This window comes from Sphingomonas sp. Leaf5 (assembly GCF_001421155.1).
GTDB lineage: Bacteria > Pseudomonadota > Alphaproteobacteria > Sphingomonadales > Sphingomonadaceae > Sphingomonas.
In genome coordinates this window covers 513504-533292 of record NZ_LMJZ01000001.1, presented here as the reverse complement: position 1 = coordinate 533292, position 19789 = coordinate 513504, and the positions used below count along the sequence as shown (strand labels likewise).

General features: G+C 69.4%; 27 protein-coding genes. 5 read left to right on the top strand and 22 right to left on the bottom strand.

What is annotated here, in order from left to right:
* The first annotated feature begins 166 nt into the window (after window positions 1–166).
* The 5 genes from fliQ to ASE50_RS02415 are packed head-to-tail and all read left to right on the top strand — an operon-like array spanning window position 167 to window position 5407.
* Entirely contained in the window at window positions 167–436 is a 270-nt protein-coding gene (gene fliQ / locus ASE50_RS02435; RefSeq protein ID WP_056395019.1) for a flagellar biosynthesis protein FliQ, read from the top strand.
* Window positions 436–1191, top strand: a complete 756-nt coding sequence (locus ASE50_RS02430; RefSeq protein ID WP_056395017.1) for a flagellar biosynthetic protein FliR — start codon at window positions 436–438, stop codon at window positions 1189–1191. The genes fliQ and ASE50_RS02430 overlap by 1 nt, the downstream gene beginning before the upstream one ends.
* Window positions 1191–2255 carry a flagellar biosynthesis protein FlhB gene (locus ASE50_RS02425; protein ID WP_056395015.1) on the top strand — a complete coding sequence of 355 codons (1065 nt, stop codon included), beginning with the start codon at window positions 1191–1193 and terminating at the stop codon, window positions 2253–2255. The genes ASE50_RS02430 and ASE50_RS02425 overlap by 1 nt, the downstream gene beginning before the upstream one ends.
* A gap of 6 nt (window positions 2256–2261) precedes the next feature.
* A complete protein-coding gene (locus ASE50_RS02420) occupies window positions 2262–4307 on the top strand; it encodes a flagellar biosynthesis protein FlhA (protein WP_056395013.1) in 2046 nt (681 codons plus the stop codon).
* Window positions 4307–5407: a tetratricopeptide repeat protein gene (locus ASE50_RS02415; RefSeq protein WP_156347250.1), complete on the top strand. Its 1101-nt coding sequence runs from the start codon at window positions 4307–4309 to the stop codon at window positions 5405–5407. Before ASE50_RS02420 ends, ASE50_RS02415 begins: the two co-directional genes overlap by 1 nt.
* Before the next feature lie 50 nt (window positions 5408–5457).
* Here ASE50_RS02415 and ASE50_RS02410 read toward each other — a convergent pair whose 3' ends face one another.
* From ASE50_RS02410 to ASE50_RS02305, 22 genes are read right to left on the bottom strand one after another with little or no spacing between them, the layout of a single operon-like run.
* Entirely contained in the window at window positions 5458–5793 is a 336-nt protein-coding gene (locus ASE50_RS02410) for a hypothetical protein (protein ID WP_056395010.1), read from the bottom strand.
* Window positions 5790–6335: a hypothetical protein gene (locus ASE50_RS02405; protein ID WP_056395008.1), complete on the bottom strand. Its 546-nt coding sequence runs from the start codon at window positions 6333–6335 to the stop codon at window positions 5790–5792. The genes ASE50_RS02410 and ASE50_RS02405 overlap by 4 nt, the downstream gene beginning before the upstream one ends.
* Before the next feature lies 1 nt (window position 6336).
* Window positions 6337–7068, bottom strand: a complete 732-nt coding sequence (locus tag ASE50_RS02400; RefSeq protein ID WP_056395005.1) for a sigma-70 family RNA polymerase sigma factor — start codon at window positions 7066–7068, stop codon at window positions 6337–6339.
* Complete coding sequence (gene fliP, locus ASE50_RS02395; RefSeq protein WP_056395003.1) at window positions 7065–7718, bottom strand: flagellar type III secretion system pore protein FliP; 654 nt, start codon at window positions 7716–7718, stop codon at window positions 7065–7067. The genes ASE50_RS02400 and fliP overlap by 4 nt, the downstream gene beginning before the upstream one ends.
* Complete coding sequence (locus ASE50_RS02390) at window positions 7715–8026, bottom strand: hypothetical protein (RefSeq protein ID WP_156347249.1); 312 nt, start codon at window positions 8024–8026, stop codon at window positions 7715–7717. Before ASE50_RS02390 ends, fliP begins: the two co-directional genes overlap by 4 nt.
* Complete coding sequence (locus ASE50_RS02385) at window positions 8014–8286, bottom strand: FliM/FliN family flagellar motor switch protein (RefSeq protein WP_056394999.1); 273 nt, start codon at window positions 8284–8286, stop codon at window positions 8014–8016. Before ASE50_RS02385 ends, ASE50_RS02390 begins: the two co-directional genes overlap by 13 nt.
* A gap of 2 nt (window positions 8287–8288) precedes the next feature.
* Complete coding sequence (locus ASE50_RS02380) at window positions 8289–8987, bottom strand: FliM/FliN family flagellar motor switch protein (protein WP_162236149.1); 699 nt, start codon at window positions 8985–8987, stop codon at window positions 8289–8291.
* Window positions 8988–8992: 5 nt separating this feature from the next.
* Window positions 8993–10159 (bottom strand): flagellar hook-basal body complex protein, encoded by a 1167-nt coding sequence (locus ASE50_RS02375; protein ID WP_056394995.1) that lies wholly within the window; start codon window positions 10157–10159, stop codon window positions 8993–8995.
* Window positions 10159–10593, bottom strand: coding sequence for a flagellar hook assembly protein FlgD (locus ASE50_RS02370; protein ID WP_056394993.1), 435 nt, complete (start codon window positions 10591–10593; stop codon window positions 10159–10161). The genes ASE50_RS02375 and ASE50_RS02370 overlap by 1 nt, the downstream gene beginning before the upstream one ends.
* Complete coding sequence (locus ASE50_RS02365) at window positions 10593–11282, bottom strand: hypothetical protein (protein WP_056394991.1); 690 nt, start codon at window positions 11280–11282, stop codon at window positions 10593–10595. Before ASE50_RS02365 ends, ASE50_RS02370 begins: the two co-directional genes overlap by 1 nt.
* Window positions 11279–11722 carry a hypothetical protein gene (locus ASE50_RS02360; protein WP_056394989.1) on the bottom strand — a complete coding sequence of 148 codons (444 nt, stop codon included), beginning with the start codon at window positions 11720–11722 and terminating at the stop codon, window positions 11279–11281. Before ASE50_RS02360 ends, ASE50_RS02365 begins: the two co-directional genes overlap by 4 nt.
* Window positions 11715–13010: a FliI/YscN family ATPase gene (locus tag ASE50_RS02355; RefSeq protein WP_056394987.1), complete on the bottom strand. Its 1296-nt coding sequence runs from the start codon at window positions 13008–13010 to the stop codon at window positions 11715–11717. Before ASE50_RS02355 ends, ASE50_RS02360 begins: the two co-directional genes overlap by 8 nt.
* On the bottom strand, window positions 13007–13624 hold the full coding sequence (locus tag ASE50_RS02350) for a hypothetical protein (protein ID WP_056394985.1): 618 nt from the start codon (window positions 13622–13624) through the stop codon (window positions 13007–13009). Before ASE50_RS02350 ends, ASE50_RS02355 begins: the two co-directional genes overlap by 4 nt.
* A gap of 1 nt (window position 13625) precedes the next feature.
* Window positions 13626–13916: a hypothetical protein gene (locus ASE50_RS02345; RefSeq protein WP_056394983.1), complete on the bottom strand. Its 291-nt coding sequence runs from the start codon at window positions 13914–13916 to the stop codon at window positions 13626–13628.
* On the bottom strand, window positions 13903–15093 hold the full coding sequence (gene fliF / locus ASE50_RS02340; protein WP_056394981.1) for a flagellar basal-body MS-ring/collar protein FliF: 1191 nt from the start codon (window positions 15091–15093) through the stop codon (window positions 13903–13905). Before fliF ends, ASE50_RS02345 begins: the two co-directional genes overlap by 14 nt.
* The gene (locus ASE50_RS02335; RefSeq protein ID WP_056394980.1) at window positions 15090–15395 is read right to left on the bottom strand and encodes a flagellar hook-basal body complex protein FliE; all 306 of its coding nucleotides are present in this window, start codon (window positions 15393–15395) and stop codon (window positions 15090–15092) included. Before ASE50_RS02335 ends, fliF begins: the two co-directional genes overlap by 4 nt.
* A complete protein-coding gene (locus ASE50_RS02330; protein ID WP_056394977.1) occupies window positions 15392–15778 on the bottom strand; it encodes a flagellar basal body rod protein FlgC in 387 nt (128 codons plus the stop codon). The genes ASE50_RS02335 and ASE50_RS02330 overlap by 4 nt, the downstream gene beginning before the upstream one ends.
* The gene (locus ASE50_RS02325; RefSeq protein WP_056394975.1) at window positions 15778–16122 is read right to left on the bottom strand and encodes a flagellar basal body rod protein FlgB; all 345 of its coding nucleotides are present in this window, start codon (window positions 16120–16122) and stop codon (window positions 15778–15780) included. Before ASE50_RS02325 ends, ASE50_RS02330 begins: the two co-directional genes overlap by 1 nt.
* Before the next feature lie 10 nt (window positions 16123–16132).
* Window positions 16133–17257: a flagellar basal body P-ring protein FlgI gene (gene flgI / locus ASE50_RS02320; protein ID WP_082438731.1), complete on the bottom strand. Its 1125-nt coding sequence runs from the start codon at window positions 17255–17257 to the stop codon at window positions 16133–16135.
* Window positions 17257–18201 carry a flagellar basal body L-ring protein FlgH gene (locus ASE50_RS02315; protein ID WP_056394973.1) on the bottom strand — a complete coding sequence of 315 codons (945 nt, stop codon included), beginning with the start codon at window positions 18199–18201 and terminating at the stop codon, window positions 17257–17259. Before ASE50_RS02315 ends, flgI begins: the two co-directional genes overlap by 1 nt.
* A 21-nt stretch (window positions 18202–18222) precedes the next feature.
* Window positions 18223–18996, bottom strand: a complete 774-nt coding sequence (locus tag ASE50_RS02310) for a flagellar hook-basal body protein (RefSeq protein ID WP_056394970.1) — start codon at window positions 18994–18996, stop codon at window positions 18223–18225.
* Window positions 18993–19640 (bottom strand): flagellar hook-basal body protein, encoded by a 648-nt coding sequence (locus ASE50_RS02305; protein WP_056394969.1) that lies wholly within the window; start codon window positions 19638–19640, stop codon window positions 18993–18995. Before ASE50_RS02305 ends, ASE50_RS02310 begins: the two co-directional genes overlap by 4 nt.
* Window positions 19641–19789: the final 149 nt, after the last annotated feature.

Below are 19789 nucleotides of genomic sequence, written 5' to 3'. Positions count from 1 at the left end.
CCCCAAGAATTCCCGCGGCCGGCGCCTGCGCCATGCCGCTGTCCTGATCCTTGTCGGGGAGGTTTTTCGTTCGTTTAGGACTAAGTTCGACGGGCACGATCGACGGCGTCGCGATAGATGGACGGCGGGGGCGGAGCCGGGGCTTCGCCGACAGGCGGGATGATCGATGGAAGCCGACCGGGCGCTCAATCTGCTCGACGACATGCTGTGGCAGTCGCTGATGGTGGCCGCGCCGATCCTGATCGCGACGCTGGCGATCGGCATCGTCGTCAGCGTGTTTCAGGTCGCGACGCAGATCCAGGAAGCGACGCTCAGCTATGTGCCGAAGCTGCTGGTCGCGGCCGGGCTGCTGATCCTGCTGGGCCCTTGGATGATGACGCGCATGACCGATTTCGCGCGCGGCCTGTACCTTGCCATCCCGGCGCTGGCGAACTGATGCAGCTGCTGGTCCCGCAGGCGGTGGCGACGTTGCTGCTGTCGCTGCGCATCGTGCCGACGCTCGCCTTTGCGCAACCGTTCACGCTGATCCGGATTCCGGCGATCGTGCGGGTCGGCCTTGCCATCGCTCTTTCTGCATGGCTGGTCGCGGGTAATCCGGCGGCAACGTGGCGGGCCGCGCCGCCGGCCGGCGGGCTGATCGCGCTGGCGGCGGGCGAATTGCTGTTCGGCACCGCGCTGGCGCTGGCGTTGCAACTGGCGTTCGCGGCGTTGCTGGTCGCCGGGCGGACGATCGATATCCAGGCGGGGTACGGCCTTGCCGTGTTGGTCGATCCGGCGACCCGCGCGCAATTGCCGTTGGTCGGCACGATCTTCGCCTATGCCGCGGGCGCGATCTTCTTCGCCACCGACGGCCCGGCGCGGTTGCTGGCGATCTGGGCGGCGTCGCTCGAACGGGCACCGATGGGCAGCGCGCTAACGGCAACCGATCCGCAGATCCTGATCGGCTATGTCTCGGGCGTGTTCCTGATCGCGCTGGGGCTGGCGGGGTTGTTGCTCGTCGTGCTGCTGGTGCTCGACCTCGCCATCGCCTTCATGTCGCGCACCCTGCCGCAGATGAACGTGCTGCTGCTCGGCTTTCAGGTGAAGACGCTGGCGACGATGATCGTCCTGCCGATCGCGCTGGCGCTGTCGGGGTCGCTGTTCGTCACCATCCTGTCGAGTGCGTTCGACACCATGGCCCGGATCGGCTGATGGCCGAACAGGACCAGAATCGCGGCGAGGCACCGACCCCGTTCAAGCTGCAAAAGGCGCGCGAGAAGGGCAATGTCGCGCGCAGCATCGAACTGGGATTCCTCGCCAGCCTGTTGACGCTCGCCGCCTATGCAATGATCGCCGGACCGGCGTTGATGGCGACGCTGGCGCAGGCGATGCGGATTGCCCTTGCCGGCGGATTTGCCGGTGCGAGCGAGCCGGGTGGCGCCGCCGAGATGCTCGGCACGCTCGGCCGCAGGACGATCGCCCCGGTCGCATTGCTGGGCGGCACGATGGCGGGGATCGTCATCCTGCTCGAACTCATCCAGCTGCGCGGCTTCCTGCTGACCTTCCACCCGCTCAAACCCGATTGGAGCCGGCTGAACCCGGCCAAGGGAATCAAGCGGCTGTTCTCGCTCAAGCTGCTCAAGGAAACGCTGAAGAGCATGCTGAAATTCGTGCTCTATGCGGCCGCGACGTGGATGGTCGTGCGCTGGGCGGTGGCGCATCTGGCGCAGAATGCGACCGATGGCGACCGGCTGGTCGCGACGATGGAGGCCGCCGGACTGCGGCTGGTGTTCGCGTTCCTGATCGTCGCGATCGCCATCGCGATCCTCGATCAGATCCTCGCGCGCGGCGAATTCACCCGGCAGATGCGGATGAGCCGCCGCGAGGTGACGCGCGAGGCCCGCGAACGCGAGGGCGAACCGCGCCAGAAACAGCGCCGCAAGGAACTGCACCGCGAGATGGCGGCGCAGGGCAAGGGCAGTTTGGACGGGGCCGACCTACTGGTGGTGAACCCCGAACATTTCGCGGTGGCGCTGCGCTATGACGACAGCGCGATGATCGCGCCCGAAGTCGCCGCCAAGGGTCGCAACCTGCACGCGCTGCGGCTGCGCGAGGACGCCATCCGCCGGGGCCTGCCGATCATCGCCGACCCGCCGCTCGCCCGCGCGCTGTTCCGCGCCGGTACGGTGGGCAGCGCCATTCCGCCCGACCGCTACGCCGCGGTCGCCGACCTCTACATCGACCTTCGCCGCGCCCGCGCGGCCTCACTGGGCTGACCCGCTATGTCGACCGGCATCCTGCCGCGCCTCTCCGCATTCCCCGCCGCCAATCGTGATCTGGCGCTCGTCGCCGCGACGATCGGCATCCTCGTCATCCTGTTCGCGCCGATCCCGCCGGCGCTGCTCGACCTGGCGATCATCGCCAATTTCGGGCTGGCGCTGACGATCATGCTGCTGACCTTCTACGTCGGCAAGCCGGTCGAGTTCTCGACCTTCCCGTCGCTGCTGCTGGTGGCGACGCTCTACCGCCTGTCGCTCAACGTCGCCGCGACCCGCCTGATCCTGACCGGTGGCGATGCCGGGGCGGTGATCGGGTCGATCGGCGCGTTCGCGGTGCGCGGCAATTTCGTCGTCGGGCTGGTCGTGTTCGCGATCCTCGTCGTCGTGCAATATGTCGTCATCACCAGCGGCGCGCAGCGCGTGTCCGAAGTTGCCGCACGCTTTACACTCGACTCGATGCCCGGCCAGCAGATGAGCATCGACGCCGACCTGAACATGGGCCTGATCGACCGCGACGAAGCGGTGGCGCGGCGCAAGGGGCTGGAAAAGGAAGCGTCCTTCTACGGCGCGATGGATGGTGCGTCGAAATTCGTGAAGGGCGACGCGATCGCCGGGATCATCATCCTGTTGATCAACATCATCGCCGGCTGGATCGTCGGCGTGACGCAGATGGGCATGGAATGGAGCGACGCGCTCGGCCATTTCACCCTGCTGACCATCGGCGACGGCATCGCGACGCAGCTGCCCGCGCTTATCATCTCGATCGCGACCGGGATCATCGTCACCCGCTCCGCCTCCGACCGCGAATTGTCGACCGAGGTATTCCGCCAGCTGGGATCGGTGCCGCGCATCCCGTTGATCGTCACCGCCGTGTTGAGTGCCTTGTTGCTGCTGCCCGGCATGCCGAAATGGCCGATCATCGTCATCGGAACGCTCGCCTTCGTCGCGTGGCGACGCATCCGTAAAGCGGCAGCGGATGCGGCGGCGGAGCCGGTCGATGAAGAGGTCGCCACGGAATCGACCGCCTCCCCCGCGCTCGAAATCCGGCTGGGCGAGGCGCTGTCGAGCGCATGGGCCGGCGAAGGCGCGCTGGTCATGGACCGGATCGCCGGACTGCGCCGGGTGCATGATGAACAGTTCGGCCTGCCCTTTCCCGCCGTGCGGCTGGAGGATGGCGCGGGGCTTGGCAGCCATGGCTATGAAATCCGCCTGTTCGGTGCACGCTATGGCGCGGGCGACATCCATCCCGATCAGGTGCTGGCGGTGGCCGGGCAAGGGCAGAAGCCGGCGATCGACGGCATTGCCACCACCGACCCCGCCTTCGGCCTGCCGGCATGGTGGATCGCGCCCGAACAGGCGGATGCGGCCAAGGCGGCGGGCTGCACGATCATCGATCCGCTGACGGTGCTCGCCACCCATTTCGGCGAGATCGTGCGCGGCGAGGTCGGCACGCTGCTGACGCGCGCCACCGTCGTCGGCCTGCTCGACGGGGTCCGGCGGCGTCAGCCGGGACTGGTCGAGGAACTGGTGCCGCAGACGCTATCGGTATCCGACGTCCAGCGGGTGTTGCAGGCGTTGCTGGCCGAAGGGGTGTCGATCGCCAATCTCGACCTGATCGTCGAGCATCTGACCGACCTTGCCCGCACGCAAAAGGATCCGATCGAATTGACCGAACTGATCCGCCAGCGGATGAGCTATGCGATCTGCCATCAGTTGCGCGGCCGCCATGCCGATCTCGCGGTCCTGAGCCTCGACCCGCGCCTCGAAAACCAGCTGGCGGCCAGCATCGGCGCGGCGAGCGGCGGCGGGTCGATGGCGGTCGAACCGCGCCTTGCCGAACAACTGATCCGCCGGTTGATGCCATTGACCGAGGCGATGTTCCGGCAGGGCCGCGCGCCGGTGCTGCTGTGCGGGGCGGAACTGCGCCGGCACCTGAAGGCGTTGACGCGGCGAAGCCTGCCGACGCTGTCGGTCCTGTCGGTCGCCGAAATTCCGATGCGGATCACGCTCAAATCCTTCGATATCGTCCGGTTGGACCAGGGGACATGATGACCGAATACGACCAGCTTGCCGGCTTCCTCGCCGTCGATCCCGCCAATGTCGCGCTGCTGACCGACACCGCCCACGCCGCCATCGCCGCCGGCCGTCCGGCCGAGGCGCGCGTGCTGATCGAACGGTTGCGCGCGATCGAGGGGCCGTCGCCGGCGATCGACCACCTGACCGGACTGGCGGCGATGGCGGAACGGGATTGGGCCGGGGCCGCCACCGCATTCCGCACGCTGACCGGGGCGGGCGTCGATGCGCCGGGCGTCCGCTATAATCTCGCCCGGTCGCTGGCGATGCAGGGCGAGACCGACGAGGCGCTGGTGCTGCTCGACGATGACCTCGCCGCCGAACTGCCACAGGCGGCGCAGTTGCTGATCGGCCTGCTCCATGATCGCGGCGAGATGGACCGCGCCGGGACGGTCGCGCGCATGGCGTTCGACCGCTTCCCCGACCATGCGGGCGTCAACGCCGTGATCTCGACGCTGGCGATCGATCTCGAAGACCTCAACCTTGCCCGCGCTGCCGCCGGGCGCGCGGGCGATCACCCGGAGGCGCTGGTGACGCAGGCGACGCTGGCGATAGAGGATAACGATCCGGCAGCGGCGGCACTGTTCGACCGGGTGCTGGCGGTGCAGCCGGACCATCCGCGCGCGCGGGTCGGGCGCGGGCTGCTGGCGCTATCGGGGCAGGATGCCGCCGCCGCCACCGCCGATCTCGATCGCGGGGCAGAGGGGTTCGGATCGCATCTGGGATCGTGGATCGCCGCCGGCTGGGCGCATTTGCTGGCGGGCGATGCGGCGACCGCGCGGTTGCGGTTCGACCGGGCGCTGGCGATCGACGACGGTTTTGCGGAAGGGCATGGATCGCTGGCGGTGCTCGACCTGCTCGCCGGCGACCTCGACGCCGCCCGGCGGCGCACGGCGGTGGCACTACGGCTCGACCGGGAGAGTTTCGCCGGCGGACTGGCGGCGGCGATGCTGGCGGCGGGCGATGGCGACGCCGCCACGGCCGAACGGATCGTGAAGCTCGCGCTGTCCACCCCGCTCGACGATCGGGGTACGACGATCGCGCAGGCGCTAGCCCGGATGGGCGGGCGGGGGTAGCGGCCGATACCCCCAGCCGTTGCCGGGGCGACGGCGATGGGTCGTCGCCCCTATCGCCCCCGCATCGCCGCCGCCGCACGGTCGATCAGTTCGTGCCCGCCGGGCATCTCGCCGACGATCCGCAAGACGTCGTCGAGCACTGCGCCGAATGCCGCGTCGTTGGCGACCGCTTCGCCCAGTTCCTCGGTCAGCAGGCCGTGGACCACCGCGCGGCGGCGCTCATCCTCGCCGAGCGCGTCGAACCCGGCCATCGCCCGCAACCGGTCGACCGGACGCGGATCGCCCCTGCCCGGCGCCCGGCTCGACCGATCCGCCCGTTCGCGCGCCAATCGCGCCAGTTTCGCGCGCAACAGCAACAGGACATGGTCGGCGCCCGCGACCTTCAATGCAGGCAGCCCCGCCCCAACTGCCCCAGCAGGAACGAGGTCGGCGACGCTTCCTCCGCTTCGGCGGCGGGGTTCAGCAGTGGCCGGCACTGGTCGATGATGAGCTGCATGTCGTCATTCAACGGCGGCGTCTCGGCATTGGCGGCGATCCCGCCGTCCAGCGCGGCAATCGCCTCCGCGAACCGGTCGTGGATCAAGTGGGTCAGCCCGGTCACGAACTGCCGCAGATAATGGTCGTCGGGCAGCGTCGACAGATTCTCCCACGTCGCCTGCGCCCGCGCCGGCTCGCCCGAGGTCAGCTCGAAAAACCCCAACTGGAACCGCGCCAGCGCAAAGTCGGGTGCCAGCGCCACCGCGCGCGACAGCGCCGCATGCGCCTCGATCGGGCGGGCACTACCGGCCAGCAGCGACCCGCGAAAGAAGTGCAGCCGCGCGTCGTCTGGATGCGCCGCGATCAATCGGTCAGCGAGCGGCAGCGCGTCGCCGGGGGAAGCCGCCGCCACGGCCAGCAGCTGCCGGATATTATCGTCGTCGCACATCATCCTATCTCCGATAGCCGTGCAGCCGTCGCCGCAACCGGCCGAGCGCGGCGGCGTGCAGTTGCGACACCCGCCCCTTCGACAGGTTCAGCAGGTCCGCGATCTGGGCGAAACTGACGCCCGCTTCATAATGTTGGCGGATAATCACCGCCTCGCGCTCGGGCAACTCGGCGATGCCGCCGGCCAGCAGCGCATGGAGTTCGCGCCATTCGAGGCTCTGATACGCATTGGGCCGCGGATCGATGCCGTCCGCGCCCACGACCAGTGCGCTGCCCTCCAGCATCAATCCGATGGCAAGGCCCGATACCAGTGCCGCTAGCGCCGCAACCGGATCGTCCTCTTCGCCCCGCCGAAGCGAGCGGACGCGATCGGTCTCCGCCCGGCGACGCTGCGAAAAGGTCGCGTCGCTCTCGCTCATCCGCGCCGAACCGTCGGCGATGCTGCCGACGATCCGCCGCCGGGCATAGGCCCCGAACGGAATGCCGCGCAGCGGATCATAGCGATCGATCGCCTGCAACAGCCCCTCATAGGCGAACTGCTCCATGTCGCCCAGATCCGCGCCATGTTTCGGGCGTCGGCCATGCTGCCGCCGGGCGATGGCGCGGGCGAGCAGGCGATAGCGGGTGAAGATCTGCTCGCGACAACGCTTCTCGTTCTCGTAGCGCAGCCGCCGCCACAGCGACGCCTCGACGCGCGGCGGTACGAGCAACAGGTCGAACCCCACCCGGCGCATCATCGGAAACTGCCGAGCACCCCTTGCAGGACCAGCCCCCAGCCATCGATCAGCACGAACATCAATATCTTGATCGGCAGCGATATCGTCGCGGGCGGTACCATCATCATGCCCAGCGCCAGCAGGATGCTGGCGACCACCAGGTCGATCAGCAGGAACGGCAACAGGATCACGAAGCCGATCGTGAACGACACGCGCAGTTCGTTGAGGATGAAGGCGGGGGCCAGCTTCAGCGTCTCGACCTCCTCCGCCCGGCGGGGGAGCGGCGTGCGGCTGATCGCGTAGATCGATTCGAGATCGGCGTCGCGCGTCTGCGCCAGCATGAAGCGGCGCAGCGGCGCGGCACCGGCGGTCATCGCCTGCTCCACCCCGATCCGCCCGGCGAGCAGGGGTTGCAGCGCGTCGGCATTGATCCGGGTCATGGTCGGGGCCATCGTGAACGCGGTCAGGAACATCGACAGTGCCACCAGCACCGGGGTCGGCGGCGTTTCGGGCATGCCGAACGCGTGGCGCACCATCGACAGCACGATGACGGTCCGCACGAAACTGGTCATGCTGATGACCACCGCCGGGATCACCGCCAGCAGCGTCAGGATTAGCGCGGTGCGTACGACATCATTGCCGATCGCGCCGCCGGCCAGCATCGCATTCATGCCACCGGCCCCTGTCGCAGCACCTGCTGCCCGGCGGCGGACGACAGGATCACATATTCCTGCCCGTCGCAGCGCAGCAGGCACAGATCGGCATGCGGGCTGATCCGGCGGCTCTCGATCACCGCGATGCGCCGTTCGGCCCGGATGGGCAGCGTCAGCCGCCCGCCGCCGCGCCTGACCAGCACCACCGCCAGCACCGCCAGCGTGAGGCACAGCAGCAGCGCGACGACGATCCGCGTCAACGACACGTCGAGTGCCGCACCGCCACCCAGCCGGGCGGGTGCGGCGGCAAGGATCATTCCGGCCACGCCGCGATCTCCGTCAACCGCACCCCGAACCTGTCATCGACCGCGACCAGTTCGCCGCGCGCGACGATCACCTCGCCCAGTCGCAAGTCGACCGGACGGTTCAGCGCCGCCTCCAGCGGGACGACCGCACCGGGTTTCAGCGCGGTCAGCGCGCCGACGGTCATCTTCGCCTGACCCAGCAATGCTTCAAGTTCGACCGCGACGCTATCGATCAGCGTCGTGCTGACGCGCGGGGCAGGCTTGGTTTCGGACATGGACATTCTCACGCAGCGATATCGACGATTTGCAGGGACGGGATCGGTTCGGCGGGCACGACCCGCACCCGCCCGCGCGGCAGGGGCCGCCCATTCAGCGCGATCGGCACCGGATCGGCGAGCGCCCGGTCGAGCACCACGACATCGCCGACCTCCAGCGCGCGCAGGTCGGCCAACCGCATCGCCGCCCGCCCGACCGCCGCGCCGACCTCGACCGAAATCGCCGCCAGCGCCTGCGCTCCCGACCCCGGTCTCGGCAGCACGACCGGCGGCAGCACGCGCCGGACCAGCACCGCGAACAGCGCGTCGGACAGACCGAACGCCAGTCCGTCGCCGAGCATTGCCACCCAGTCGGATGCGGACGCAGGCACAAACCCATCATCGCCGCCCGCAACAGCGACTAAGCGCGCGCGAAGATCGAGCAGGCACGGTTCGGCAACCCCTTCCAGCACCGCCCGGTCCGCACCATCGCGCCCGTCCGCCGACACCCCGACGATCCGTGCGCCGACACGAAGCGCGGTATCCGCCGCGGTCCCGATCGCCAGCCCGGCCGCATTCCGCCGCCAGCCCGCTCCGCCACCGCGCCGCAACCGGGGCGCCTGCCCCGCCGCGCCGACGAACCACTGCGCCCCCCACGCCGCAACCACCCCCGCGAACAGGGCATCGAGCGCTGCGGGCGGCTGCGTATCCGCCGGCAGCCAAGCCACCGCGCTCATCCTTGCCCCCGGATGCCGAACAGCTGCTGGATCATGTCGTTCGACACGCTGACGATCTGCGACGATGCCTGAAAGCCGCGCTGGATCAGGATCAGGTCGCCGAATTGCTGCGACAGGTCGACGTTCGACGCCTCCAGCCGTTTCGAGCGCACCTGCCCCACGCGCGGATCGTCGCTGGCGAGCAGCATCGACTGGCCTGGCTCGCGCTCGACGAACAGCCCGTCGCGCTGTTCCAGCCGCGCCGGATCGCGGAAATCGGCCAGCGCGATCGCGCCGCCATCGACCTTCTGCCCGTTCGAATAGGTCAGTTGCAGCTTGCCCGCGCTGTCGGCGGCGATGCCGGTGATCGTGCCCGCCGCATAGCCGTCGACCTTCGCCGCGCGCAGCGTCGACACCTCGCCCCCTGAAAACGACGTGACGCCGCTCGAGAAATCGAACTGCACGGTCAGGCCCGATGCGGCATCGGTGAAGTCGAGCTTCGCGGTCGTCGGATCGATGATGCCGGCGTTGAACTTCAGCATCTGCGTACCGACCGTCGCGGCCTTGTCGTCGGTGACGGTGACGCTCCACCCGTCGCTGCCCTTGGCGAAACCGGCCTTCCACACATGCGCAGCACCACTCGCGTCGAACACGCGAAGGTCGCTGACGGTATAGCTGGTCGCGGTCGACGACAGGTTGTCGGCAAAGGTCACGGCCGTCGTCGCCTTGGGCGCGCTGGTCCGGCGCGCATCGACCGACAGGCTGACCGCCCGCCCATTTGCATCCAGCGTCGCCAGCCGATGACTGGTGCCGCTCAGCACGATGAACCCGGCGGGATCGACCTCGAAACTGCCGGTCCGCGCGTACAGCGTCCGGTCGCCGTCGAGCAGCACCATGAAGCCGTTGCCATCGACCGACAGGTCGAGATCGCGGTCGGTGCTGCGCAACTCGCCCTGTTTGAAGTTCAGCGTGCCGTCATCGACCGCCACGCCGTAACCGTCGCTGCCGCCCTGCCCGGTCAGCGACATGCCGCCGCGATCGGGGGTCGCGTACAGATTGTGGAAACTGACCGTCGACCCCTTGAACCCGGTCGTGTTCAGGTTCGACACGTTGTTGCTGACCTGCTGCAACCCCTTCGAATAGGCGTTGAGGCCGCTCAGGCCGATGTAGATCGCGCCGAACATCAATTCTTCTCCCGGATCTGGACGATATTGCCGATGGCGACGCCGGCGACGGTGCGCTTGTCGTCGGTTTCGATGGTGATGCTGGGCGACCCACCCGACAGGGCGATGGCGGTGACCATGCCCGACAGAGTCGCCGACCCGGCGGCGATATCGACGCGTTTGCCGAGCAGCCCGGTCGCCTGATTGGTCGCCTGCATCGCGGCCAGCGCCTGCAACCGTTCGTTCGCAGTCTGCCCCTGTTGCACCTGCGAGAATTGCGCGAGCTGCGAGACGAACTGGAAATTGTCCATCGGCTTCAACGGGTCCTGATAAGTCAGCTGCGTCAGGATGATCTTGAGCAGCGCATCGAAGCTGAGGCCGAAGGCGTTGGTCGCGGTCTGCGCGGGGCTGGCCTCGCTGCCCTGGGTGACGGACGAAACGGGGGCGGTCTGCATCAGCGGGTTTCCTGTCGGGTGCCGGACGTGGCGGTGATGGTGATGTGCGCGGGCGCATAGCCATGCGCGGCGAGCAGTGCGGCGACGTCGTCGGCCAATGCGGCGCGATCGCGATCGTCCAGGCCGGCGACCTGCGCGACGACCTCGATGCCGTGCGCGACGGCCTGCACCGCGACGGCCACGAACGACCCGGTCGGCACGGGACGCTGACGGACCGGCGGCCGGGGCTGGGCTGGCGCGGCAACAGCCGAGCGCGACGATTGCGGTCGCGGCGCGGCGGCGAACGCCGTCACCGGCATGGGAGCGATCGGCTGTGGCGCAGTAGGCTTTGCCAAGGTCGACGGCATCAGCGCCGGGACGACTGCTGCGGGTTTCGCGCTAGCGACCGGCGCGGCGGACGAAGCGGCGGGCGCGTCGACCGCGGACGCGACCGGAGCCTCCACAACCGGCTCGGCCGAAGTCATCGGCAAAACCGCCGCAACTGCTGCCGCCGGCATAGCGACGGAGGTGCCGAAGAACCCGTCCTGATTGAACCGATCGGCCTGCGTCTCGATCTTCGCCGCCGGCAACGGTTCCACCGCCAGCAGATCGGCGAAGCGCAGGGTCGGGGTCGCCGCCATCGGCACGCCCGCCACCAGCGGTTCACCGCCGGCAAAACCGGTCGGCAGGTCGGTCAGCGGCGGGATCATCGCCGCATCCAGTTCAGCGCCGCGCGATCGGCAATCGCCATCAGCGCGCGTTCGTCGGCATGGCGGCGCGTAAGGCGCATCGCGGCGGTGGCCTGCGTCGCGACCGCCTCGCCCCTCGCCTGCTCCCGGCGCGCCATCGCCGCCGCGCCTTCGGTATCATGCGCCGCCGACCGGTGCGCTTCGGTTGCCGCCACCAGCGCATCGGCTCGCCGGGTCAGCACCGCCGCATAGGCACTGCCCAGCGCAGGATCGAAGCGTTCGATCACCTGCCGCTGCCACGCATCCGCTGCCTCGACCAATGCCGTATCGGCTGCCGCCAACGCATGCTCGGTGTCGCGTTCGGCCAACACCGCCCGGCGATGCCCGGCCTGCGCCCGGTCGACCCGCAACGCGCCGATCGTCCGCAACGCCCGCCACGCCCGTCCCGTCGGATCAGCCATGCCGCATCCCCTGTGCCAGCGCCGTCAGTTGTCGCAGCGTCTCGGCAAAGGGCACCGACACGCCCTGTTCCTGTCGCAACAGCGCGTTGATGGCGTCGCGCGCTCCGATCGCCGCATCGATCGCGGGATTGGCCCCCGCCTGATACAGCCCGCTGTCGATCATCACCCGCGCTTCGTCATAGGTGGCGAGGTGCGCGGTCACCGCGCGCGCCGCCGCTGCATGGGCCGGCGTCATCAGCCGAACCGCCTGTCGGCTGATGCTGCGGATCGGATCGATCGCCGGGAAATGCCCGCGATCGGCCAGCGTGCGCGACAACAGGATATGCCCGTCGAGCAACGCCTTCATCGTTTCCACGATCGGGTCGTCGATCTCGTCGGTCTCGCTCAAGACGGTCAGCACCGCAGTGATCGCGCCGCCGCCACACACCGCGCCGCACCGCTCGACGATCCGCGGCAGGGCGGCGAAGACGTTGGGGGTATAGGCGCGCACCGTCGGCGGCTCACCCGCCGCCAGCCCGATTTCACGCAGCGCCATCGCCAGCCGGGTGACCGAATCCACCACCAGCAGCACATGCTCGCCCCGGTCACGCCAATGTTCGGCCAGGCACAAGGCAGTCGACACCGCCCGTGCGCGCATCGCCGCGCTCTCGTCCGACGTCGCGGCGACCAGCGTTGCCGCCTCGCCGCGCGACGACAACGCCTGCCAGAAGCCCGACACCTCGCGCCCGCGCTCGCCGACCAGACAGACGATGCGGCGCGTCGCGGCGGTCTGGGCGACGATCTGTTCGATCAGGCTGGTCTTGCCGACCCCGCTCGCCGCGAACACGCCGATGCGCTGTCCCTCCCCCAGCGTCAGCAGCCCGTCGATCGCCCGCACGCCGGTTTCGAGCAGCACAGTCGGCGCGACGCGGTCGAGCGGCCCCGGCGCTACCCCGCGCAGGGCGACGCGCTGGTCGGGTCGGATCGCGGCCCCGCCATCGATCGGTCGCCCCAGCGCATCGATCGCGCGGCCGCCATAGCCGTCGCCGACCCCGACGCCATCATGCATCACCGGCTCGACCCGCGTGCCGATCGCGATGGCGGCACCCTCCTCGACCGGCACCAGCACCAGCGTATCGGCATCGACCGCCGCGACCTCGGCCAGTTGCCCGCCGACCCGGCACAGGTCGCCAACCGTCGCCATCGGTCCGCTCGCCTCGATCCGGCCGGGCATGACCCGCCGCACCTCGCCATAGGGCAAGGCGAGATCGAGGTCGGCGATCCGGGTCAGAAACGGGTGCACCGTCATGCGCCGGCCATTTCGTCCAGCGCCCGCGCGATCGCTGCCCATTGGCCGGGCACGTCGAGGTCGATCTGCCCCAGCCGCACGCCGATCCGGCACGCGCCCGATGGCAGGTCGGGATCGATCGTAATCTTCCCCGGTCCAGCCAGCGCCGCCGCATCGGCAAAATCCTTGCCACTGACCCGCACCGTCAACCCGGTCCGGTCGCGCAGCATCGCCAGCCGATGGTCGAGCGCATTGCTGACCATCGCCGCCATCGCTTCCGGCCGCGCGAACACGCGGTCGAGACAGGCACGTGCCAGTGCCGCCGCCAGCCCGTCCAGCGCCTGCAACCGATCGGCCAGCCGCGCGGCTTCCTCGGTCAGCCCCTTGGCGAGCAGGTCGAACCGCTTGCGTTCGCTGCGTTCGACCGACGCGATCCCCGCCTTGCGCCCTTCGGCCAGACCTTCGTCGCGTGCCTTCGCAATGGCGATTTTGGCCGCCTCCGCCGCCCGGACCGCATCTGCGTGCAACGCCATGAGGTCCGCGCGCAACCGTTCGGCTTCGTCCACCGCGACCGGCATCGGCGGCGCGACCAGCGCACGGACGGCTGTCGCCGCCGTCTGTTTGAGCACCGCCATGTCAGCGCCCTCCCATCGCGCCGCGCAACCGGCCGAGCAGCGACGGCCCCGGCCCCGCCACGACCGGCGCGGCGAACGCTTCCCCTGCCTTCACCAGCGCCGCGCGCCCGGCCGGGGTCATCGCCTCGCCCGGATCGGCCAGCCGTGCGGCGATATCGGCCGCGAACGGCGGCGTCGTCGGTGCCGCCTCGACCCGTCGCCGCTCCGCCGGGGTCAGCCGCGCCAGCACCGCGCGGCGATCGGCCGGCGGCAACGCCCGCAACTGGGCGATCGGATCGTCAGCCGACGACATGCTCGCCCCCATCCTGCCCGATCCGCCGCCGCAGCAGCGCCGCGAACGCTTCCTGTTCTTCACCCGACAGTCGCGTCGCCCGCGCCCGGCGCATCGCCACGACCAGCAGCGCAACGACGCCCAGCGCCGCCAGCGCCCAAGGCCACCACGACGGCGCAGCCACCGCCGGCTCGCTGACCATGATCGGCGGCACATAGGTCGGCACTGCCGGCACGACTCGTGGCGCAGACGTACCCGTTTCGAACGACAGCAGATCGCCCTGCGCATCGTCCAGCCCGACCGCCGTACGGATCGCCGCCGCCAGCGCCGCCTGCTCCGCCGCATCCAGCGGCTGCGGCGTCACCAGCGTCATGCGCAGCCGGAAATTGCGCGCACCCTCCGCCTCGCCCGGCGTCCAGTTCGCCGGATCGACGATCGCATCGCCCTGCGCCACCGCTTCGACGCGCAGGTCGTAGCGCGATCCGGGCCGGACGCCCTCGATTGCGGCAAGGGCGCGGGCCTTGTAATAATTCTCGACCGCCGTCGTGGCGTCGCCTTCGGCCGGCTGCGGCGCGGCGCTGGCGCTGACGACCCGGCCATCGGCGTCGAGCACGACGACCCGTTCGGCCGGCAGGTCGGGCACGGCGGCCGCGACCAGCCGCTGGATCCCCGCGACCCGTGCCGCATCTGGCACCACGCTCCCGCGCATCTGCACCGTCACCGCCGCGCTCGGCTCGATCCGGTCGTCGCGGAACAGCGTCCGTTCGGGCAGCGCGAGGTGGACGCGCGCGCTTTCCACCCCGTCCATCAACGCGATGGTCCGGACCAGCTCCCCTTGCAACGCGCGTTGGTAATTGATTTTCTGGGCGAAATTGGTAAGCCCCATGTCCGACTTGTTGAACAGTTCGAACCCGACCTCACCGACATCGGTACGGACCAGCGCCAGTCGCGTATTGTCGACCTCGCCGCTCGGCACCAGCACCGTCGTCCCGCCATCGCGCAGTTCATAGGGCGTACCGCGCTTGTCGAGTTCGGCGACGATCGCCGCCGCCTCGCCCGGCCGGACATGGTCGGCCAGCGTCGCATAGCCGTCGCGCAGGAACGTCCAATAGGCTCCGGCCAGCAGCGCGAGCACGAAGACAAACACGCCACCGATCAACAGCCATTGCCGGCGCGGCGAGGGAACGGCGTCGCTCATAGCTGCATGTTCATCAGGTCGCGATAGCCCTCGACCAATCGGCCGCGGACCTGCATCGCCAGTTCGACCGACAGCCGCGCTTCCTCCAGCGCCATCGTCACCTGATGGATCGGCACACTGTCATCGACCGCGAAGCGCCGCACCAGCGCATCGGCATGATCGAGCTGCGCGTTCAGCCCCTTCAGCCCCGACAACAGCAACGCCCCGAAGCCCTGTGCCGGCGGCGGCGCGGCGACCGGCCCCAATTGCAGCGCCAGCGGCTCGGCGGTCACACCGGCCAGCGGTGGTATCGCCCCGCTCATGCCTGCTTCCCCAGGTCGAGCGCGCGGGCATATAGCTGGTGCGCGATGCTCATCGCGGTCAGGTTCGCCTCGTATGCGCGGGCGGTACGGATCATCAGCGCCATCTCGCCGGCCTGATCGAGATCGGGATATTCAACGAACCCCTCGGCATCGGCCTGCGGATGCCCGGGTTCGTGCACGCGGCGCACGCCGTTGGCGACCGGTTGCAGCCCCGTCACGCCGACACCCGATCGCACCAGCGACCCGAAGCCCGCCGCCGGTCCGCTGAGCAGCCGCTGCGCGCGGTACCCGGTGGTGTTGGCGTTCGCGATGTTCGCGGCGATGACCTGCAACCGCTGCCATTCGACGTCGAGGCCGGTGCGGCTGATCCGGGCGGCGTCCATCAGCGTCCTCCCGCGATCGCGGCGCGCATCAACCCCATTTCGCGCCCCAGCACGTCGATCAGCGCGGCGAAGCGCAGCGACGTCTCCGACGCGGTGGCGAGTTCGAGGTCGAGCCGCGCCTCGGTCCCGAACGCAGGCGTCACGTCCCACGACGTTGCCGGCCGCACCCCCGCGACCGCATCGGCACCGCGCCCGGCGGCACTGCGCAGCGCGGTTTCGAAATCGACCCGCATCGGCCGATATCCCGGCGAATTGGCGTTGGCGATATTCGCCGCGGTCGCCTCGGCCCGGGCGGTCAGCCCGTCGAGCGCCGTGGCGATGATGACCGATGTCAGCGCATCCATTTCAGCTTCCTCACTTTACGATCAGGTCGGCGTGCAGCGCGCCCGCGGCCTTGATGGCCTGCAGGATGCCGATCATCCGCTGGGTATCGACGCGCGCGCGCGACAGGCCTTGCACCAGATCGGCGATGGTGGTGTTGCCGAAGCGGATCGTCGCGTCGCCGCTGCCCTGCCGCACGTCCAGCTTGGTATTGGTGACGATCAGGCTGCGCACGCCCGCACCCGCCTCGACATCGCTCGCGAAGCCGGCATAAAAATCGGGCTGCGACGCGAAATTGTCGGCGACGACCGACACCTTGATGTCGCCCTGCGCGATCACGACCGACGACAGCGTTACGTCGCCGCCCGCCACGACGGTGCCGGTGCGTTCGTTGATGACCACCCGCCGCGTCGCCGCCGGTTCTACCCCGACATTCTCGATCGCCGCCAGAAACCCGGTCAGCCCCGCGGCACCGCCGCCATAGCGCACCCGCACCTCATCGGCATTCCGCGCCCACGCGACCCCCGCGCCGAAGCGCCGCACGATCCCCGCCGCCACGCGCTCGGCGGTTTCGAAACTGGGGTCGGCCAGCAGGAACGACACTTCCCCGCCGGGCTTCAGGATGTTGCTGTCGACCGCCATTTCGATCGTCGCCCCGCCTTCGAGGATCGCGGAAGTCGGATAGTTGCGCTGCTCACGGTTCAGATCGCTGTCGAAGCGATGCCCGCCGACGAAGAGCGGCCCCTGCGCCAGCGCATAGGGCTTGCCATCCGGCCCCAGCAGCGGCGTCATCACCAGCGTACCGCCGGCCAGACTGCGCGCATCGCCGATCGACGCGATCGTCGCGTCGATGCGGTCGCCGACATTGGCCGATGGTGGCAACATGCCGGTCACCATCACCACCGCGACGTTGCGGCTGCTGATCTCCGCCTCGGCAACATTGGTGCCCAGCCGGTTGAGGACGTTGCGCAGCGCCTGCCGCGTCACCACGCTGCGCCGCGTATCGCCCGATCCCGACAGACCGACGACCAGCCCGTATCCGACCAGCGCATTCTGCCGCCAGCCATCGAACCGGCCGAGTGCCTTGATCGGTACCGACTGCGCGCTCGCCGGCCCGGCCAGCAGCAACAACGGCGCAAGAAGACAAGCGAACCGCATCAGCCGAGCCCCAGCGCGCCGAACAGGCGGTTGAGCAGCCCCGGCCGGCTACCCCGCGACACGAAGCCGCGCCCGCCATAATCGATCTCGGCATCGGCAATGCGCGACGACAATATGCTGTTGTCCGGCCCGATATCGGCCACACGGATCCGCCCGCGCACCCTGACCTCGGTCCGCTCGCCGTTGATCGCCATGCGTTGCCGCCCGGTCACGATCAGGTCGCCATTGGGCAGCACCGCGCTGACCGTCGCGCTCAGCCGCGTGACCAGCCGCTCGCTGCGTCGCGCTTCGCCGCGCCCGGTAAAGCCGCCGCCCAATGCCGCGCGACCACCCTCGCCGACCGGTCCCGCGTCGATCGATGCCGACAGGTCGGTCGCCTTGCGCGTCGCATTCTGGGCCGAGTTGCTGGCATCGGCGCTCTGGTAGACGACGATGGTCAGCGCATCGCCGACCTGTGCCGCGCGCTGATCGGTGGCGAGCGCGCCCCAGCCGCCGGGGCGATAGAGGTCGTCGCCGATCGCGAGCGGCGCGGCAAATACCTGTCCCTGCCCGTCGCGCACGAACACCGAGCGCCTCGACCGCCCGGGTTGCAGCGTCGTCACCGGCCGCTCGATCGCGACCGGCCCCGCCACCGATCGCAGCGTCAGTTCGCTACCGCGCGGCAGGGCCGGCTCGGGCGTCCAGTCGCGCCGCACCGGCGCAGGCGCAGACAAGGTGATGGCGACGTTCCCGGTCCCGCCGACCTGTACTCCGGTCACGCGCCGCACCATCGCCGCGACCGTTGCCACCGGCAGCGTCAACTGCCGCCGCCCGACCGGCAGGCGCAGCACGACCTGCCGGCCCGCCTCTCCGGCACCCTGCACCAGATCGGCCAGCGTCACCTCGCGCACGCGCACCTTCGCTTCGGCTACGAGCATCAGCCCGGCCGCCACCGTCATCAGCATTGTCTGTTCCCCGTGTCCGCGTCAGCGCCGCAGCGTGTTCGCGATCCCCATCATCTGGTCGGCCGCCTGCAGGATCTGCGCATTCGCCGCATAGGCGCGCTGGACCAGCATCATGCGCACCATCTCCTCGGTCAGTTGCACGTTCGACCGCTCGACCGCGCCCTGAACCACCTGTCCGACACCATCCTCGCCCGGCACCAGTTCCTCCGGCCGCGCGCCGTCGGCGACTCGGTACAGTCCGCCGTCCAACCGGGTAACGCCATCCGCGTCGTTCAGCCGGACCAGCCGTATCTGCCCCAGTTCGACCGGGGCGGCCCCGTCCGCTCCCTGCGCGCGCACGGTACCGTCAGCGGCGATCGACAGGGCGGTCACATCGTCGGGCACGGTGATGTTGGCCTTCAGCGCAAACCCGCCTGCCCCTATCAGCGCGCCATCGTCGCCGACCTTCAGCCGGCCACCGCGCCACAGCACACTCTGCCCCTCTGGCCCCATCAATTCGATGAAGCCCGCACCGTCGATCGCCACGTCCATCGCCGCGCCGGTCCGTTGCAACTCGCCCGGATCGTTCAGCATGAATTGCAAATCCAGCGCCACCCCGGCCAGGGTCGGTGCCGCCGATTGCAGATCGGCGGGCAGCAACGTCGCGTCGGGCCGGCTGGCGACGACATCGGCAAAGCGCACTTCCGACCGCTTGAACGCAGGCGTGTTGATGTTCGAGATATTGTTGGCGATCGCGTCCAGCGCCAATTGCTGGGTGCGCAACCCGATCGCGCCGATCTGATAGGCGTCGCTCATCCTTTGCCTCCGAAGGTGGCGGCGGCGCGGCCCATCAATTCGTCGTATAGCTGGATCAGCCGCGCGCCGCTTTCCGCCTGTCGCATCGCGACCATCGTCTGGGTCATTTCGTCGCCCAGCGTGACGTTCGACGGTTCGAGCATCCCCGACCGCACCTCGGCACCGTCGGTCTCGATCATCGCCTGCCCGGCAAAGAAGCTTTCGCCGACCGCCGTCAGCCCCACCGGATCGTCGCAGCGTTCGACGGCGATGCGGGCAAGGTCGATCTTCGCGCCGTCGAGCACCAGATCGCCGCCGCCCGCCTGTTGCAGGACATAGCCTTGCGGCGTGACCAGCAGCCCGTCGACATCGCGGCGGAACTGCCCCTGCCGCGTATAAAGGGTGCGCTCACCGTCGCGGACCCGGAAATATCCGTCGCCGCTGATCGCGAGATCGAACGGATTGCCGGTTTCGGTCAGCGACGCCTGCGCACCATCGATCCGCGTCGCCAGCGCGACTTCGCTGCGCGCCGCGACGGTATCGGCAAAGCCGATCCGCCGCTTATACCCCGGCGTCGCCACGTTCGCGATATTATGCGCCGCAACGTCCAGCCGGGCCTGCGCCATCCGCATTACCGCCGTCGCCGAATCCACCAACCCCGTCATGCCCGTTCCCACCAGCCCGCGATGCGACGCTGATGCCGCAGCGTTTAGCGTTGGAACAGGACAACCGCGTCCCTTTCGGAGTAGCGTTACCTCCGAACCGGATGCGATGCGGGCGGGCGGTGGTTACGAGCCGGTCCGCTGGTCCTGCG